The sequence below is a fragment of the Chryseobacterium mucoviscidosis genome (assembly GCF_002177115.1).
GTDB lineage: Bacteria > Bacteroidota > Bacteroidia > Flavobacteriales > Weeksellaceae > Chryseobacterium > Chryseobacterium mucoviscidosis.
The window spans coordinates 141,254-159,782 of the sequence record NZ_MVAG01000114.1 but is presented as its reverse complement, the minus strand read 5'-3'; the positions used below and the strand labels follow the sequence as shown (position 1 = coordinate 159,782).

At 42.6% G+C, this 18,529-nt stretch carries 21 protein-coding genes; 19 read left to right on the top strand and 2 right to left on the bottom strand.

Annotated features, from left to right (window positions below; all coding sequences use genetic code 11):
• Positions 1 to 42 precede the first annotated feature (42 nt).
• Entirely contained in the window at positions 43 to 1,329 is a 1,287-nt protein-coding gene (gene mobB, locus B0E34_RS10365) for a conjugal transfer protein MobB (protein WP_087709265.1), read from the bottom strand.
• An 8-nt stretch (positions 1,330 to 1,337) separates the two neighbouring features.
• Complete coding sequence (gene mobA / locus B0E34_RS10360) at positions 1,338 to 1,769, bottom strand: conjugal transfer protein MobA (RefSeq protein ID WP_087709263.1); 432 nt, start codon at positions 1,767 to 1,769, stop codon at positions 1,338 to 1,340.
• A 767-nt stretch (positions 1,770 to 2,536) separates the two neighbouring features.
• On the opposite strand from mobA, the gene B0E34_RS10355 reads away from it, so the two are divergent.
• From B0E34_RS10355 to B0E34_RS10265, 19 genes are all read left to right on the top strand, one after another.
• Positions 2,537 to 3,304, top strand: coding sequence for a ParA family protein (locus B0E34_RS10355; protein WP_087709378.1), 768 nt, complete (start codon positions 2,537 to 2,539; stop codon positions 3,302 to 3,304).
• Between the two features lie 4 nt (positions 3,305 to 3,308).
• A complete protein-coding gene (locus B0E34_RS10350; RefSeq protein ID WP_087709261.1) occupies positions 3,309 to 3,758 on the top strand; it encodes a DUF3408 domain-containing protein in 450 nt (149 codons plus the stop codon).
• A gap of 11 nt (positions 3,759 to 3,769) precedes the next feature.
• The gene (locus B0E34_RS10345) at positions 3,770 to 4,405 is read left to right on the top strand and encodes a conjugal transfer protein TraD (RefSeq protein WP_087709260.1); all 636 of its coding nucleotides are present in this window, start codon (positions 3,770 to 3,772) and stop codon (positions 4,403 to 4,405) included.
• A 58-nt stretch (positions 4,406 to 4,463) separates the two neighbouring features.
• Positions 4,464 to 5,264, top strand: a complete 801-nt coding sequence (locus B0E34_RS10340; RefSeq protein WP_087709258.1) for a hypothetical protein — start codon at positions 4,464 to 4,466, stop codon at positions 5,262 to 5,264.
• Between the two features lie 198 nt (positions 5,265 to 5,462).
• Entirely contained in the window at positions 5,463 to 5,768 is a 306-nt protein-coding gene (locus B0E34_RS10335; protein ID WP_002979435.1) for a DUF4134 domain-containing protein, read from the top strand.
• Between the two features lie 11 nt (positions 5,769 to 5,779).
• A complete protein-coding gene (locus B0E34_RS10330) occupies positions 5,780 to 6,109 on the top strand; it encodes a DUF4133 domain-containing protein (protein WP_084019010.1) in 330 nt (109 codons plus the stop codon).
• A complete protein-coding gene (locus B0E34_RS10325) occupies positions 6,106 to 8,610 on the top strand; it encodes a TraG family conjugative transposon ATPase (protein WP_087709256.1) in 2,505 nt (834 codons plus the stop codon). The genes B0E34_RS10330 and B0E34_RS10325 overlap by 4 nt, the downstream gene beginning before the upstream one ends.
• 28 nt (positions 8,611 to 8,638) lie before the next feature.
• Positions 8,639 to 9,271, top strand: coding sequence for a DUF4141 domain-containing protein (locus tag B0E34_RS10320; RefSeq protein WP_087709254.1), 633 nt, complete (start codon positions 8,639 to 8,641; stop codon positions 9,269 to 9,271).
• A gap of 2 nt (positions 9,272 to 9,273) precedes the next feature.
• Positions 9,274 to 10,269 (top strand): conjugative transposon protein TraJ, encoded by a 996-nt coding sequence (gene traJ / locus B0E34_RS10315; protein WP_087709252.1) that lies wholly within the window; start codon positions 9,274 to 9,276, stop codon positions 10,267 to 10,269.
• An 18-nt stretch (positions 10,270 to 10,287) separates the two neighbouring features.
• Entirely contained in the window at positions 10,288 to 10,911 is a 624-nt protein-coding gene (gene traK, locus B0E34_RS10310) for a conjugative transposon protein TraK (protein ID WP_087709250.1), read from the top strand.
• Between the two features lie 12 nt (positions 10,912 to 10,923).
• Positions 10,924 to 11,352, top strand: a complete 429-nt coding sequence (locus tag B0E34_RS10305) for a hypothetical protein (protein ID WP_087709239.1) — start codon at positions 10,924 to 10,926, stop codon at positions 11,350 to 11,352.
• Positions 11,353 to 11,370: 18 nt separating this feature from the next.
• Positions 11,371 to 11,655, top strand: coding sequence for a nitrogen regulatory IIA protein (locus B0E34_RS10300; protein WP_087709237.1), 285 nt, complete (start codon positions 11,371 to 11,373; stop codon positions 11,653 to 11,655).
• Positions 11,642 to 12,973, top strand: coding sequence for a conjugative transposon protein TraM (traM, locus tag B0E34_RS10295; protein ID WP_087709235.1), 1,332 nt, complete (start codon positions 11,642 to 11,644; stop codon positions 12,971 to 12,973). The genes B0E34_RS10300 and traM overlap by 14 nt, the downstream gene beginning before the upstream one ends.
• Before the next feature lie 24 nt (positions 12,974 to 12,997).
• Positions 12,998 to 13,891 carry a conjugative transposon protein TraN gene (gene traN, locus B0E34_RS10290; protein ID WP_066436433.1) on the top strand — a complete coding sequence of 298 codons (894 nt, stop codon included), beginning with the start codon at positions 12,998 to 13,000 and terminating at the stop codon, positions 13,889 to 13,891.
• Positions 13,892 to 13,911: 20 nt separating this feature from the next.
• Positions 13,912 to 14,472, top strand: coding sequence for a conjugal transfer protein TraO (locus B0E34_RS10285; protein WP_087709233.1), 561 nt, complete (start codon positions 13,912 to 13,914; stop codon positions 14,470 to 14,472).
• Between the two features lie 11 nt (positions 14,473 to 14,483).
• Positions 14,484 to 14,933, top strand: coding sequence for a DUF3872 domain-containing protein (locus B0E34_RS10280; RefSeq protein ID WP_047095549.1), 450 nt, complete (start codon positions 14,484 to 14,486; stop codon positions 14,931 to 14,933).
• Positions 14,934 to 15,065: 132 nt separating this feature from the next.
• A complete protein-coding gene (locus B0E34_RS10275; protein WP_087709231.1) occupies positions 15,066 to 15,359 on the top strand; it encodes a molybdenum ABC transporter permease in 294 nt (97 codons plus the stop codon).
• Positions 15,360 to 15,440: 81 nt separating this feature from the next.
• On the top strand, positions 15,441 to 18,032 hold the full coding sequence (locus B0E34_RS10270) for an AAA family ATPase (protein WP_087709228.1): 2,592 nt from the start codon (positions 15,441 to 15,443) through the stop codon (positions 18,030 to 18,032).
• A 173-nt stretch (positions 18,033 to 18,205) separates the two neighbouring features.
• Positions 18,206 to 18,517 carry a helix-turn-helix domain-containing protein gene (locus tag B0E34_RS10265; protein WP_024566585.1) on the top strand — a complete coding sequence of 104 codons (312 nt, stop codon included), beginning with the start codon at positions 18,206 to 18,208 and terminating at the stop codon, positions 18,515 to 18,517.
• Positions 18,518 to 18,529 lie beyond the last annotated feature (12 nt).

The window sequence follows — 18,529 nt, the reverse complement described above, 5'->3', positions numbered from 1 at the left end:
TGTGGCAGTCTGTGGCGTTGTGTGGCAGTATTTGGCTAAATATTATTTCTGCCCTCTTTGACGTTTGCGTTTCTTCTTCATCTTATTGGCAAAGTCCTGTTCTTCGTAATCGTCGCCCTGGGTTTCGGACAGTAAGCCGCCCAATGCTTCAATCAAGCCGTCTTCGTGTTTGTCAATAGCTAAGAAGTCAAACAAATGGTGTGGTTCTTCCGCAGGAAGATCCGCATCATTTGATGTGGACAGTTTGGGTTCTAAAACGGCAGGTTCTTTAATATCTGGTTTGATGTTATTGTTCCAATAATCATTAAAGGTATTGGCAGAAAGTTCTTTTTCCAATCTTGAACCATTCCAAACCGTTTTAGAATTGTGGTCAATAAAAGTTATTCCGTAAATACGCCCTGTGTCATTTCTACGAACCACAACGTTAATGCCCTGTTCCGCTAATTGCTTCTTAAAAGCCTGTTCAGCGCTCGTGGTTTTCAGGGCAATAGTAACGGCAGATTTTAGGGTCTGTTTGGTTGGGCTGTCTTTCAAAGCCGTTTTGCATTTCGCAAAATGCAATTCCAAAGCCGGAAGCCCTGCGCTTTTTCCGAACAGCGAAGCCTTGAACGGATGCCCGGCTCTTTCGCCTTTTTCATTTAGCGGAATATACAATAAGCCTTGCTGCATTTTTCCCTGCAATTCGCCCTCTACCTTTTCGGTGGTAATATTGAACAGGGAAAGCAAAGCATTGTATTCGCCTAAAGTTTGGTATTGGTAATAGTTCGGCAAGTGGCGAACGACGGAAGCAATTTGGCTTTTTACATCGCCAGCCCGATAACCTATCGGACGGAAAATCTTATCCGTTTGGTTGCGCTCCTTATCCGTTGCGGGTATCAACCCGTGTTGTCTTTCCAATTCACGGCATACATTCATAGACCGCATTTTCTCGAATTTATCCGAAATCTTTTTGCCCTGCTCGTCCACGCAAACCGATACAATGTGTATATGGCTGCGGTCAATATCGGTATGTTTGAACACCACAAAAGGCTGTTCGCCGTAGCCCATTTCCCGCATATACTGTTCTGCCATTTCCCTAAACTTGTCATCACTTACCTTATCATTCGGGTCGGGATTGAGCGAAATATGCAGCGTATGTTTCTCGGTATTTCGGTTGGCTATCAGGTAAGGCGCAAAAGATTGGGCTAATTGTGCCACGGAATAATGACCGCTTGCCGTTTCAATCATCTTATTGGCAAACAAAATCTGCCCGTTTTCATTCTCTACTTTAAGCTGATTGTACGCCAATGCCCCGTATATATTTGCGCTTCTTCCAATTTTTGCTATCATTTCTACCGTTATTTTTTCAGGTATTTGGCTTCAAATTTTTCGGTAAGCTGAATGATTTTCTGACACAGCATTGCCATTTCAGCCGTCTGTTTCTCCAGTTTATACAAGAATGCCGCGGCTTTTTTCTCGGAAAAATTCTTGTACAGCAGCTTTACAATTTGGTTATAGTTCACACCTATGGAACGGAACTGGCTGTGAAAAGAGGTCAGCCGCATATAAAAATCAACCGTTCCCTTGTCAATCTGAATGGTCTTTATGGTCTTGTCAAAGATGCAAGACGTTATAAAGTGCGCCTTTACCTGCATACCTGATTTATCAAACAGGGCAAGAAAACGGGCGTGTTCCTGCTCGTTAAAGGAAATCGTATAGCGGATGGTCGCCGGGTCTTCTTTGGGGCGGCGTCCGGTCTTTTTCAATTGCTTTTTGTTGTTATCGTTCATCACTAATCCATTTTAAAATCCATACAAAACCCTGACTTCGGAAGGTGTTTTCTGCCCCCTGCAAAGGGCAAGTTGTTTTGAGCATCGGAAATCATTCCGAGATGCTCAAAACACAACTTGCCGTGTTCTGGTGAACACAAAAATCCGCCCTGCGGGACGGATTGAATGTAACAGGGAAAAACGGCTCGATGCCGCCCGTGTTACCCCTCGATTTGTCAAAAGACTTTTGCATAAATCCGTTAATAAAAATCACAATACAAAGTAAAGCCCTGTTTATGATAGCGTTGCACTGTGGCACAGTGCCAAATGCTGCCTCTGAACGCCAAACACTGCCACCGCTATACAACCGAATGAATTTGATGAGTTCTTTGCCCTGAATGTTGGCAGGCAGGCAGACAGCCCGTGCTTCAGGACGAGCAGACGGCACACATTCAAGACGGCAGGTTATCCTGCCTGCAAGATTGCAGGAATGCAGGAATGCAGGAATGCAAGAACGCAGGAATGATGGAAAGCGTTACAGTCTGCTATCAGTATATCCCGTCTGCCTGACGAATGGATTGACGGACGGAACGAATGCAAGAACGCAATCCCGCCTGATAAGATGCCTGAATGAAAGCATTGCTGCTGTACGGCAGGAAAGCAGGCAATCAGCAATTCCCGCAGGCAACCCTGATAACTATCCTGAAAGAAAGCAGGAAATCAGAACGGCTTGCCGGAACGCCCACAAGCCTGAAAATGGGAATTTGAAAACTTTAAATTTTAAAAATATGGACACAAAAAAGAAACCTCTGTTTGTCGCTTTTTCTTCACAAAAAGGCGGTGTTGGCAAAAGCACATTTACCACGCTTGTGGCAAGTACAATGCACTATCGGTTAGGCTACAACGTAGCCGTATTTGATGCGGATTTTCCGCAGCATAGTTTAATGAAAATGAAAGCCCGTGATTTGGCAATGGTAATGGAAAATGAGGCTTTGAAAAAACTGGCGTATAAGCAGTTTACCACCATCAACAAAAAAGCCTATCCCATTATGCAGCACAAAGCAGATAGCGTACTCGATGCGGCTCACGAATTTGTAAACACTTCTCCCGTTCCGCCTGATGTGCTGTTCTTCGACCTGCCCGGAACCGTGAACACGCCCGGCATACTGAAAGCATTGGCGGGAATGCACCACATATTTACGCCCATCACGGCAGACCGTGTGGTAATGGAAAGTACGCTCATCTTCACGCAGCTTTTACAGGACGTGATTATGAAAAAGGGCGAAACTTCCATACAAAGCATTAACCTGTTTTGGAACCAGGTGGATGGCAGGGAAAGCACACCCTTATATGAGGTGTACAATCAGCTTATTGAACAACTGGGGTTAAGCCTGATGCAAAGCCAAATTAAGAACAGCACCCGTTTTCGCAAGGAAAGCGAAGCGGACAGCAAAACGGTTTTCCGTTCTACGGTAATGCCTCCCGATGAGCGTTTGATGAAAGCCTGCCAGTTAGACCTGTTCATCAGCGAATTTTTAAACATCATTCAATTGTAGTGCTATGGAAAAAGACAATAAGAAAAAAGTCACGCCGGACATTAACGAGGAAATGATGATGAACCTGATGGTGGACGGTGTAAAAAAGGATGGTTTGCAGTTACCGCCTGAACCTGCCGAAGAGCAGGTAAAGGAAGCGGTAAAAGACGAGGTGCAGCAGGAAGAATTATCACAAAGCAAACCCGCACAACGGGAAAGGAACCGCACCAAAAAAATCCTTGACGGAAGCTACGGCGAACACTTTTTGAAAACCCATTCGATGACAAAGCGGGGCGATAAAAGCATTTATATCCGGCAGGAATACCACGAACGGCTATCCCGTATTGTACAGGTAATCGGGAAAGATGCCATACCCCTGTACGCCTATCTCGATAACATATTGGAACATCATTTTGAAATGTTTGAAAAAGCCATTACCGATGATTTCAACGAAAAGTTTAAACCCATTTTTTAAAGTACCTGATTATGGAAATAATAATTGTGATTTGCCTGCTGATAGTCATTGTACTGCTTTTGCAGGATAAGATTGTCATTCATAAAAGGTCGGAGCAAAAGCCCGCACAGGAAAAAGTTAACCCGAACCTGCCCGATATTATGGGGCAGCCCAAGCCAGTAAGAAGCCTTTCCCTGCCAAACACTGCCAATGAAAGCCAAATAACGGCACCGGAGATAAACCCTGATAATTTAGACATTGAATACGACGAAAACGAAAACGTCAGCATTCAAATTCCGCAGGAAGAACTGGACGAAGTTTTCAGCAATATGCCTGATTTGGAAGAAGAGGAAGAAGAATGGAACAGGTACGGAATATCCGGTGGCGATAACGGTTTTGCCCAAGGGGTTACCTACGACGAACTAAGCTCCGTAGGGGCATTGCTCCAAAAAGAAAATTTGGAACAGGCTCAAAAGGAAACAGCGGTAGCCATAGTTCAGAAATTACAGGGAACCGAATTATTCAGCCTACTGGAAAATTCCATTGAGGGTGCTTCCCGAAAAATTGCCGAGCTTTTGGATAGCACACTCTCCACTGAAACGGACGACAATTCTTCCACTTTGCGGAAAAATGATTTGGGGAATTTTGACATTGGGGAGTTTGTCTGAAAAGACTGCTCCCCTTTGTCTTTTAAAGACGTAGCAGCCTGATAAAAACAGTATAGATATGATTAAGAAAGATGACCCCGATTATATATTCGAGGAATATAAAGGACATACCATAGCAAGCCACAAGAACAATGTTGTTGGCAAAGACATTAATAATCTCATCATTGTTTACCGTTCAGATGAGTTCCCTAATCACGGGTTTATTATTGGACTGGATGATAGCAAGCTGTCAGGGGGCAGAAAGTCCATACCGCACAACATAGATGATGCAAAAGGCTACATTGACTGGGTAGTGGATATTCAGCAGAAAAAGGCAGATGTAAAGCCGACAAATAATATTGTTGAACAAGAAGCCTACGATTTGCGTGTTAATAAAGGAATGCTGCCAACGATAGCTATTGCAGGGCATACATTCTATGTGGATATTCGCATGGATATGCTGCGACCCAAAGATGATTTCCTTTCAAAAGGTATTGTGTTCTCGGATATATCAAACTACTATGATGAAGATAAAAGAACTTATACCATTCCCTACAATCCTAAGACACACGAATTTCAGGAACCGGATTACCGAACTATCAAAGAACTTCCCCAAGATTTAATTGCTGTGCAGTTTCCCTCTGAAAGACTGCTTGACAGGATTGGATGGAACAGGCATTACGGGTTTGAACTGACACACGGATTGGACAAGCAGGGCTTGAAATTACAGTTTGAAGCGAAGCAAATACCGTGGGAAAAAACCTTTCTTGTTGGATTGATAAAAAGCAACCTGAAAGAAGAAAAGAACCTGCAAAAAGCTACCGAAAAACAACAGTCAGCCGAACCGAAGAAAAATAAATTAAGAGGTAGAAAAATGTAAATCGGCGCACCGATAACCGAACGTCAGACCGTAAAAAGTTTGGCGTTTTTTTATGTCCAAATGCTTATTACAAAGCCACTCACAGCCAAACACTTCCTCTGACTGCCACTTTGTTAGACCGCCTCACTTTCCATAACACCTTTGTCCCGAAAGCCTGCAAAGTGCGGGATAACAGTAACAAATTAATGTGTTTCAATTATGGAAAAACAGAGAAAAAAAGTTTTGCTGGCAGCCGTGGCTATGCTGTCAGGAATTGGTGCGTTCGCACAGGGAAACGGCTCGGCCGGTATCAACGAGGCTACCCAAATGGTAACTTCTTATTTCGACCCCGCAACCCAATTAATCTACGCTATCGGTGCGGTCGTTGGGCTAATCGGTGGCGTTAAGGTGTACAATAAATTCAGTTCCGGCGACCCTGACACAAGTAAGACCGCAGCTTCGTGGTTTGGTGCGTGTATCTTCTTGATTGTTGCCGCTACTATCCTGCGTTCATTCTTCCTTTAATCCTTTGCCTTATGAATTACAATATCAACAAAGGCATTGGCAGGACGGTGGAATTTAAAGGGCTGAAAGCACAATACCTGTTCATTTTCGCAGGTGGGCTGCTCGGTACGCTTATCCTCGTGATGATACTGTATATGGCAGGCGTAAACTCTTACATCTGCCTGTTCCTCGGAGCAGGCGGTGCTTCGCTCATTATATGGCAGACCTTTTCGCTGAACAGAAAGTACGGCGAACACGGGCTGATGAAAATTGCAGCCAATAAAAGGCATCCCCGCTACATCATCTGCCGCAAGCCTGTACACCGCTATTTAAAATTCACACCTAAACAGAATGCCGTATGAGAAATGTAGCAAAGACCACCACACTGGAAAATAAATTTCCTTTGTTGGCAGTAGAGAACAACTGCATCTTATCCAAAGATGCGGACATTACCGCCTGCTTTGAAGTGCGTTTGCCGGAACTGTTCACGGTAGCTTCTGCGGAATACGAAGCCATTCACTCCGCCTGGCACAAGGCTATCAAAACCTTGCCTGATTTTACGGTCATTCACAAACAGGATTGGTACATCAAAGAAAGCTATGCACCCGATTTGACAGAAGACAACCAAAGTTTTTTGGCAAAATCCTATCAACGTCATTTCAACGAGCGACCGTTCCTCAACCATTATTGTTACCTGTTCTTAACAAAGACCACTAAGGAAAGAATGCGGATGCAAAGCAACTTCAGTTCGCTTTGCAAAGGCACACTAATACCAAAGGAAATCAGAAACAAGGAAACGATACACCGCTTTATGGAAGCGGTCGCCCAGTTTGAGCGTATCGTGAACGATAGTGGTTTCGTAACCCTAAAACGTCTGACCGAAGATGAAATCATCGGCACAGAAGATACACAGGGATTACTGGAACAGTACCTCACGTTATCGAGGGGAACAGGAACATCAATGCAGGATATCGCACTCGGAACCGAAGAGGTACGCATAGGCAACAAAAGGTTAAGCCTGCATACCCTTTCAGATACGGACGACCTGCCCGGAACGGTATCGGCAGATACCCGTTTTGAAAAACTATCTACCGACCGGAGCGACTGCCGTCTGTCATTCGCCGCACCTGTGGGATTGTTACTTAGCTGCAACCACATCTACAATCAGTATTTGTTTATCGACAACAGCGAAGACAACCTGCAAAAGTTTGAGAAGTCCGCACGGAATATGCACTCACTGGCAAGGTACAGCCGTGCCAACCAAATCAACAAAGAGTGGATAGAAAAGTACCTGAACGAAGCCCACAGCTTCGGTCTGTCTTCCATCCGTGCGCACTTCAATATTATGGCGTGGTCGGAAGACCCTGCGGAACTGAAACAGTTAAAGAATGATTGCGGTAGTGCATTGGCACTGATGGAGTGTAAGCCACGCCACAACACAACGGACGTGGCTACCTTGTATTGGGCTGGTATGCCGGGCAATGGGGGCGACTTTCCGAGTGAAGAAAGTTTTTACACGTTCATTGAGCCTGCGCTGTGCTTCTTCACGGAAGAAACCAACTACCACAATTCACCCTCGCCGTTCGGTATCAAGATGGCTGACAGGCTTACAGGAAAACCTATCCATTTGGATATTTCCGACCTGCCTATGAAGCGGGGCATCATCACGAACCGAAACAAGTTCATACTTGGTCCATCGGGTTCGGGTAAATCGTTCTTCACAAACCATATGGTACGGCAGTATTTCGAGCAGGGCGCACACGTACTGCTCGTAGATACGGGTAACTCTTATCAGGGCTTATGCGAACTCATCAAAGGAAAGACCAAAGGCGAAGACGGTGTTTACTTCACTTATACCGAAGATAACCCGATTGCCTTTAACCCTTTCTATACCGATGATGGCGTGTTCGACATTGAGAAAAGGGAAAGTATCAAGACTTTGATACTGACCTTATGGAAACGTGATGATGAGCCGCCAACCCGTTCTGAAGAAGTTGCCCTTTCCAATGCGGTAAGCGGTTATATCGAGCGTATCAAGACGGAAGATGTGTACCCGTCATTTAACGGTTTCTATGAGTATGTAAAAGGCGACTACCGCAAGGTACTGGAAGAAAAGCAGGTCAGGGAAAAGGACTTTGACATTGCCAATTTCCTGAACGTACTCGAACCCTATTACAAGGGCGGCGAATATGATTACCTGCTGAACTCCAACAAGCAGTTAGACCTGCTTTCCAAACGCTTTATCGTGTTTGAAATTGATGCGATTAAAGACCACAAAATCCTCTTTCCCATTGTGACCATCATCATTATGGAGGTGTTCATCAACAAGATGCGCCGATTGAAAGGTATTCGCAAGCTCATCTTAATTGAGGAGGCTTGGAAAGCGATTGCCAAAGAGGGAATGGCGGAATACATCAAGTATTTGTTTAAGACCGTCCGCAAATTTTTCGGAGAAGCGATTGTCGTAACGCAAGAGGTCGATGATATTATCCAGTCGCCCATTGTCAAGGAAAGTATCATCAACAACTCCGACTGCAAAATCCTGCTTGACCAACGCAAGTATATGAACAAGTTTGATGACATACAGGCGATGTTGGGGCTTACAGACAAAGAGAAAGGGCAGGTACTTTCCATCAATATGAACAACGATGCAAGCCGACTTTACAAAGAGGTTTGGATTGGCTTAGGTGGTACGCACTCGGCAGTCTATGCCACCGAAGTTAGTTTGGAGGAATACCTCGCCTACACGACAGAAGAAACCGAAAAAATGGAAGTAATGCAGCTTGCTTCCGAACTGGACGGCAATGTGGAACTCGCCATTAAGCATATCGCAATGCAAAGGCGGGACAATTCAAATCAATAGTCATTAACAATTTAAAAATTCAGAAACAATGAAAAAAGTATTGTATCTGGTGTGTACGGCACTGATGCTCGCCGTAGCACCGTCAGCAAAAGCCCAATGGGTTGTAACCGACCCCGCTAATTTGGCTTCGGGCATTATCAACTCTGCGAATGAAATCATACAGACTTCTTCCACAGTGAGCAACGTGGTTAAAAACTTTAACGAAGTGAAGAAAGTGTATGAGCAGGGCAAGGAGTATTACGATAAGCTAAAAGCTATCAACAACTTGGTGAAAGATGCCCGTAAGGTGCAGCAAACGGTATTGTTGGTAGGCGATGTTTCCGAAATGTACGTTCAGAATTTCGGAAAGATGATGAACGACCCAAATTTCACACCACAGGAATTGGTCGCCATTGGTAATGGTTATTCCGCACTACTCAATGAAAGTACCGAACTGCTGAAAGAACTGAAGCAGATCATAACCTCTTCAAGCCTTTCGCTCAATGACAAAGAGCGTATGGATGTGATTGACCGTGTGTACAAAGAAGTAAAGGATTACCACAGCCTTGTACGCTACTACACCAACAAAAACATTTCTGTAAGCTACCTAAGAGCGAAAAAGAAAAACGATGCCCAAAGAGTGCTTGAACTCTACGGAACTGCTAACCAAAAATACTGGTAAAAATGGAATGGGATAATCTTCACGAACTCCTGCGGTCGCTTTATGATGATATGATGCCGCTTGCAGGCGATATGGCGGCAGTCGCTAAGGGTTTGGCGGGATTGGGAGCATTGTTCTATGTGGCATTAAAGGTTTGGCAGGCTTTAAGCCGTGCCGAACCTATTGATATGTTCCCTTTACTCCGCCCGTTCGCTTTAGGGCTTTGTATTATGTTCTTCCCGACCATCGTATTGGGAACCATTAATGCTGTACTTAGCCCGGTCGTAACTGGAACCCACCAAATACTCGAAGACCAGGTACTTGACCTTAACAAGCTGCAACAGCAGAAAGACCAGTTGGAATACGAGGCGATGGTAAGGAACCCCGAAACCGCCTATATGGTATCAGACGAAGAGTTTGATAAAAAACTGGACGAACTGGGATGGTCGCCCTCCGACATTGGAACAATGGCAGGTATGTATATGGACAGGCAAGCCTACAAGATAGAGAAAGCCATAAAGGACTGGTTTCGCAATCTACTGGAAATACTCTTTCAGGCGGCAGCTTTGGTCATTGATACCATACGAACGTTTTTCCTGATAGTCCTCTCCATACTCGGACCAATAGCCTTTGCTATTTCCGTATGGGATGGCTTTCAGTCCACGCTCACGCAATGGCTCACGAGGTACGTCAGCGTTTACCTGTGGCTTCCCGTTTCGGATTTGTTCAGCTCAATGTTGGCAAGAATACAATCCCTCATTTTGGAAAGGGATATTGCAATGCTTGCCGACCCCACCTATATACCTGATACGAGCAATACCGTGTACATCATTTTTATGATAATCGGCATCATCGGGTACTTCACTATCCCGACAGTAACAGGTTGGGTAATCCAAGCCGGAGGCGCAGGAAACTTTACCCGCAATGTAAACTCCACAGCAATGAAAGCCGGAAACATCGCCGGAGCAGGCGCAGGTTCAACAGTTGGAAACATCGGTGGTAAACTGATGAATAAATAAACATTAACATTCTAAAAAATGGAATTTAAAACGCTAAGAAATATCGAAAACAGCTTTAGGCAGATAAGACTATATGCCATTGTGTTTGCGGTTCTCTGCATCAGCGTGGTAGGATACGCCGTATGGCGTTCCTACCGCTTTGCAGAAGAACAACGCCAAAAAATCTATGTACTGGATAATGGCAAATCCCTGATGCTTGCCTTGTCGCAGGATGCGAGTATTAACCGTCCCGTAGAAGCAAGGGAACACGTCAGACGTTTTCACGAGCTTTTTTTTACGCTTGCACCTGATAAGAATGCTATTGAAAGCAATATGAACAGGGCGTTTAACCTTGCCGACAAAAGTGCTTTCGACTATTATAAAGACTTATCGGAAAAGGGCTATTACAGCCGTATCATTTCGGGTAACGTGCAGCAACGCATTGAGGTGGATAGTGTCGTGTGCAACTTCGACACCTACCCGTATGCAGTTCGCACCTATGCCAAGCAGTTTATTATCCGGTCAAGCAACGTAACCAGGCGAAACCTGATTACTACCTGCTATCTCGTCAACTCCGTTCGCTCCGACAATAATCCGCAGGGCTTCAATATTGAAAAATTTGCAGTCGTGGAAAATAAGGATATAGAGGTTATCGAACGCTAAAAAAACAATCTTATGGAAGCATTATCAGATTTAAGCACGTTCGCAAAAATCCTTACCGACAAAGGATATAACGGGTATTTCCATACGCAGGGGGTGTATGCCGGAAAGCTGAAAGACAGCATCAGCGAATACCTTGAAAGCTGCCAAAAAGGTACAGACAGTTTGCCTAAGCAGGACTTACTGTTGACAGGCTACCTGCAATGGTCGGGCGATGACAAGCCGCGTGTAGAATGCAGTATGTGGGTAAAGTACCTGAATGGCAAATTCTCATTGAGCCGTATGGAAGTAGCCAAGAAAGACGGCTTTGGGCAACTGCTCAAAAAATCGGAACTGGCAAACCTGTCCGTAATGTCCGCACCCAAATTAACGGAAGCGGTCGCACTGGTCAACGATGCACCGAAGCAACAGGCGGGTAAAAGTCCTAAGCGTTTCAAGCTATAACACAGAAATAGTAAGGCTATGAAAAAATTAAGAGCAAATATGGACAGGTACTTTGACAAGTTGGACGACCGTTGGCGGGCGTTGCCCTTGCTCAAACAGCATAAATATACGCTGTACTTCTTTGTGGGTTATCTGCTGCTTACCGTAGCGGTCATTGGCAAAGTGATGTACGATACCTCAAAGTCCGGTAACGGTATGGTCATAGAGCATATCGAAAACCCTGTCCTTAAAAGTAAAAATCCTGCAAGGTTGCAGGATAGTGTATCAACAATTTTAAAAAATCAGATTTATGAAAGAAAATGAAAAAAGGGTCAGCTTTCTCGTTGAGGGAGAAGACCATAACGCAGCATCAAATCTGCCCGATAATAAAAAGGGTAATAAGGAAAAGCTCAAAAAGCCACTCATATTCCTTTTGATGGGCGTGGTATTTCTCGGCTGTATGTACCTCATATTCAAACCGTCGAAAGATAAAAAGGCAGTTGAAAATATCGGACTGAACGATGCCGTGCCGCAGGCTACCGGGGCAGGAATGCCCGATGATAAAAGTAAGGCGTATGAGCAGGAAATGCTCGAACGCAAGGAGCAGGAAAAACGCAATGCACTTACAACACTTTCCGACTACTGGAATACAGAAGACAAGGACGTGCCGACCAATGAACAGCTTCCTGAAGATGAGGAAAGCGACGGCTTTGGCGGTGGTGGCAGAAATTCGGGACGAAACAGCAATCCTGCATTGAACAGCTACCGCAATATGCAAAGCACACTGGGTTCATTCTATCAGGACAACAATTCTGAAACAATGGAACTGCGTAAGCAAGTGGACGAACTTAAAGCAAAGTTGTCGGAAAAAGATGTGCCACCTGTGGCCACGGTTGACGACCAACTCAAACTAATGGAGAAATCCTATGAAATGGCTGCAAAGTATCTTCCGCAAAATTCCAATACCGGAAACGCTGCTCCTGCCAATGATGCAACTACTGGAGCGGGTGCTAACCAAAAAGAGCAATTTGTATCGTTCACACCAACAAGAAAGAACATTGTATCAGCCTTGTACCGTGAACCGTCGGACAGTGCCTTTGCAGCCGATTGGAGCCAAACAAAAAACCGTGGGTTTTATACCGCAGGTTCAATTGAACAGGCGGTACAGCCTAAAAACAGTATCAAAGCCTGTGTACACGAAGCCCAAACGGTAGTTGGCGAAACGGGTGTGCGTTTACGCCTGTTAGAGCCTGCCAAAACCCCGCAACGTACCATCCCCAAAGGAACAATTGTAACGGCTAATGCCAAATTTCAGAATGGCAGGTTACAATTAAAAGTTACTTCGGTAGAACTGGAGGGCAATATCATCCCGGTAGATATTACTATTTATGATTTGGACGGACAGCAAGGTTTATATGTTCCGTATTCGCCTGAAAGAAATGCGGTTACGGACATTGTAGCCAATATGGGCAATGCCACAGGTTCGAGCTTCAGTATGAGTTCTACTCCTGGACAGCAAATTACTTCTGACCTAAGTAAAAGTGCAGTGCAAGGTATTTCGGGCTATTTCGCTAAGAAAGTAAGAACGCCAAAGGTTGCACTCAAAGCAGGCTATCAGGTCTTTCTTGTATCTAAAAAATAATGTTGAACTCAAATAAATAAAACAATGAAAAATCATTTAAAAACCTTTTGGGCTATTGCCCTTATACTCGGCTTTGCTGCACAATCTAATGCACAGGACAGCATCAGAACACCACTTGCATTGGGCAAGATAGAGCCGTACCGTATGGAAGTTACCTACGATAAAACCTCGCACCTGATTTTCCCGACTGCCATTCGTTACGTGGATTTGGGCAGCGAATACCTTATTGCAGGGAAAGCCGAAGATGCGGAAAACGTGTTGCGTGTAAAAGCATCTGTAAGGGACTTTGAGCCGGAAACGAATTTTTCCGTTATTACGAATGACGGACGTTTTTATAGTTTCAACGTGTATTACAGTTCCTACCCGGAGGCAATGAGCTATGACCTGCTCACGATGCAAAAAGCGGTGGATAAAGCCAAAGGTAACGATGTGCTTTTTGAAGAACTGGGCAACAATTCGCCGTCACTGGCAGGCTTGCTTTTGGAAACCATTTACAAGAAAGACAAACGCATTGTAAAGCATATCGGTGCTAAGAGTTTCGGCATTCAGTTTATACTAAAAGGGATTTACATACATAACGGCAAATACTATTTCCATACTGAATTGAGAAACCGTGCCAATGTTCCTTTCGAGATTGATTTCATCAATTTCAAAGTAGTGGATAAAAAGGTAGCTAAACGCACCGTAGTCCAGGAACGCCCTTTAACTCCTTTGAGAACTTACAAGCCATTGGACGGTATTTCCGGAAAATCGACCGAACAAAATGTGTTCCTGTTAGACCAGTTTACCATTGCCGATGATAAGGTACTGCTGATTGAGATTTTCGAGAAAAACGGTGGCAGGCATCAAACATTGCACGTCGAAAATTCCGATTTAATCAAAGCCCGTTTGATTGACGATATGCACCTGAAATTTTAATAACCCTTTAAAGCAAGAATATGAAAAAGTATATCTATACCGTGCTGTTTGTCCTGATAGGCATCACGGCTGCACAGGCGCAAAGAATGTTGCCGAAGCAGAAAGGATTGGAAATAAGTGCAGGTGTATTGTCCGATGATAAGATTGGCAATGATTACTACATCAGCGCAGCAATGACGGTAAACGGTAAGAATGGTAACTATCAGCTTTGGGCGTTGGAATATACCCACCAGTACCACGATTACAAAGACCTGCGCATACCGCAGGAAACCTATTCCACAGAGGGCGGTTACAGCTTCTTTTTGTTGGGAGATGCCCGTAAGAACATTACGCTGAATTTCGCCGTAACGGGCGTGGTCGGTTACGAAGCCATCAACCGGGGCGAAGCGATGCTGTACGACGGTGCGAAAATATTGAGCGAAGATAATTTTATCTACGGAGCAGGCGGTCGCCTCATTTTTGAAACCTACCTGTCCGACCGTTTTGTATTAGTCCTACAAGGGCGTACAAAAGTTTTGTGGGGGACGGATCTGGAACAGTTCCGTCCATCCGCAGGTGTGGGATTAAAGTTTAACTTTTAAAACGTAAAACAATGATAGCAATATTCAATAAATTCAGAACAGGGCTACTGCCGTTGTATGTATTCCTGACAATCCTAACAGCTTCGGTTACGTTGGTATCTTGCAACAAAGATGATGAACTCGAAATACAGAACAATTTTCCTTTTGAGGTCAATGTAATGCCAGTGCCTAAAGATGTTGCCAACGGGCAGACCGTAGAAATACGCATTACCATACAGCGTACAGGCAATTACAGCAATACGCAGTATTTCCTTCGCTATTTCCAGTTTGATGGGCAGGGAACGTTGCAATACTACAATGAACCGCCGTATCAGCCCAATGACCTATATCAATTGCCAACGGAGCAGTTCCGGTTGTATTACACTTCAACATCTACCGTATCACAATCTTTTGATGTTTGGATTTCGGATGGTTTTGGAAATGAAAAACAGATAACTTTCCAGTTTAATAGTAGTGATTAAAAATTACAGGTCATTTCATAAAAAAAAACGGCTTATCTGACAGGTAAGCCGTTTTCGTATTTAATACACATCGTTACAGATTGAAACAAATATTTTTGTAAATTCAAACAGTAGAAATAAAGTGTTTTTGTTATGGTTGCATCATTGGTTAGCGGAATAATATTTTTGGTTGCAGGCTTGGGACTTCGTTACTGGATTAACCGGAGAAAGTTTTACAGACGCAACCCTATGGGAGCAGAGGGTTTCTCATCTTATGAGAGTTCGGTTTTTATCAAATTGATTGAAAAGATTGGTAAATGGATATCTTATGCACTAATGATATTCGGGTTATTGTCGCTTTGGGTTTATTCCCGTGAGAAAAAGGAAAAACAACAACAAGAGGAAGTAAAAAATGAACAGCCAAGCCCAATAACAAAGCATAATTAAATTTGTGATTTAACTATTTTTGCAGGTTAATAAATGTACTATCTGTAATATGGGACGCAACATAAATTAAATATATAAATAATGTCTATATATCAGGATATTTTAAACTGGTCACAAGGTGGCAGACAAGCGTTTGTCCAAGATGCTTTACGAAGACTTGTTACATCAACAACACTTACACAAAACGATATTGATGAACTTGTTCAATTAGTGAAAAAAGAATGCGGCGACAATACAATAGCTTTAAACCCTATTCCGCTTGACAGCACTCACATTCCAACAACAACTGCGACAATTGGAAGTTATCCCAAACTAATTAGCCTAAACAACCCGATTAATATTTGTGCCTTACACAATCAAGGAGGTTTACAATTTTCCAATACGGGTTTGACAGTAGTTTATGGCGGAAATGGTTCGGGGAAATCAAGCTACTCACGTATTTTGAGAAAGCTTTGTTGGAGCCGAAATCCAAGCGTTACACTAAAAAAGAATGTTTTCAATCCATCCTCTAATCAACAACAAGTTGATTTTGTTGTAGAAAACAATGGTTCAAACATTAGTTTTTCTTGGACAGAAAATAGTCCGAGTAACCCTATCCTTAATTCAATTTTTCTTTTTGACAATGATTGTGGAGATATTTACATCAATAATGAAAATCCTACAGAATATAAACCTGTTGGAATTGATGTTTTAGAAAAGCTGGTTTCAACTTTTGGAAGTATTTCGCAAGCATTTAGTTTGTCTGTTGCCTCATACATTACACAAAAACCAGAGTTGCCACAAAATTTACTTCAATCCTCCACAGGACAATGGTATGGAACGATAGAAAATTTACAGCGAGCTAACGTTGATTCATATATCCAATTTACTCAAACAAACATTGATAGAAAGCAAGAACTTACAAACTTAATAACAGCACAAAACCCCCAGCAAAATATTACGAATTTAAACAGTCAAAAAGGTCGAATCAGTAACTATATTCAACAATTACAACAAATAGAATCGTTATTCAACGAACAAAAAATAAACGAAGTAAGGGCAAACAGAACCACTTTTGAAAGCGTAAACGAAGCGTATCAAATTGCTACTACAGAACTACAAAATATAAACTCGTTGGAAGGGTTTGGTACAAATCCTTGGCGAACATTGTGGGAAGCAGCAAAAAATTATGCTCATAGTTCAAATCTGTCAGACGGTCAAACTTTTCCCTCTTTAATTTCATTGGAAAAATGCGTGTTGTGCCAACAGGAACTTGATGAAGCAGCGCAACAAAGATTGACGACATTCAATCAATTCGTTTTGAATGACGTTTCAACGCAATTAAACGCAATTAACCTTACAATCCAACAAAAACATAACTTATACAATTCATTAGTTATCCCGCCTATTGAAAACCTGACAGAATTAGAACAGTTTATACCAGATTTCAGAACGAACTATACTCAATTTTCTGATTCTGTTTCCACATTCAGAAATTCAATCATCTCATTTTTACAAAATGGTGGTGAATTGAACATCAATTTACAATCTCTGACCCCAGAGATAACAAATATAATTCCGAACATTGATTCTCAAATTGCACAAAACACTCAACTTGTACAAAATAGAAATGCTTTAGTTGCTGAACTTAGTGAGCTAACTGCTAAAGAATTTTTGTTTAACAACAAGACGACAATTCTTCGATATTTCGATGAATACAAATACAAATCTTGGATAAGTCATTGTCAATCGCAACTTACGACTACTGCAATCTCACGAAAAATTGGCGAGTTAATGGAAAATCAAGCTGTGAGTTTGCAACACCAAGAGTTTATTTCACATCTTAATTTCTTTAATCGTGATTTGGCAAGTAAAGTTTTGATTTCAAAAACGAGAACCAGTCAAGGAAATACATTTCAAAAATGCGGTTTGAACGGTATCAATGATTCAATCAATTCAATTCTAAGTGAAGGTGAGCAAAAACTTATTGCCTTGTCTAATTTTTTAGCTGAATGCACGATAGAAAATCGTCTGAACACAATCATATTTGATGACCCTGTTACGTCATTAGATATGGATTATAGAGATAAAATTTCAGATAAAATTGTTCAACTTTCCCAAAACCGACAGATAGTTGTATTTACTCACGATTTATCATTTTTACGCCTGCTTATAGATACACATAAAGCAATCACGTCAGTGGATTGCGCGATAATAGGAATTGACAAATACAATGGGGTAAGTGGTATTGTTACAGATGAAATTCCATATTTAGCTAAAAATGTACAAGAAAGAGTTGATTCTATCCGAAGAATATTATCCGAGCACGATGCTCTTGCATTAACTGATGCACACGGACGAGAAACCAAACTTGATTCTGCAAGAAAAAGATTTAGGATGTTGTTGGAACGCTCTGTTGAGGAAGTTTTATCCAATAAAACTTACGAGCGGTTTTCTAAAAACATTCATTTAAAAAAGGGTAATTTATCAAGCTATATCGTCACAGAGCAAACAGACGTTGACTTTCTTTTAAATTTATTCGGAAAATATTCCGTGACGGAACACGATGGAGGGACTTCAACAATTCCGCTATTACCAACTAAAACAGAAATTGACCAGGATGTTACAGATTATTCTAATTGGAAAAATGGCTTTAAAACTAAATTACGGACATTCCAAGCGACATACAATTAAATAAGTATTTCCAAATAGTAGTAAAATCGGATAACCCAAAAGGTTATCCGATTTTTTGTTTATGGCAAAAGTAAACCGCCAAACACTACCTCTCAAAGCCAAACCCTGCAACATTCCCTATCACTACTACAAGCCTTTATAAATTCGACTTCCACAGAAAAAATGAGCAGATTATGGAAGTTATCGCAATACAAAAGTCCGCATTGGACGGAATGAATAATGGGCTACGGGAACTTTTGGAACTGACCGAAAATGCCACGAGAAAATACACGCCTATTTTCAAAGAAGAGAAGTGGCTCGATAACCAAGAAGTATGTTTGATGATGAACATAACCAAACGGACTTTGCAGACCTACAAGGACAAAGGCTTATTGCCCTATTCCCGACTAAACCGTAAGAATTATTATAAACGCTCGGACGTGCAGGCTTTGCTCGAAGCCGGACAGCCGTACAATACTACCGAAAATGGATTTATTCACGAATGACAATGAAGAAAT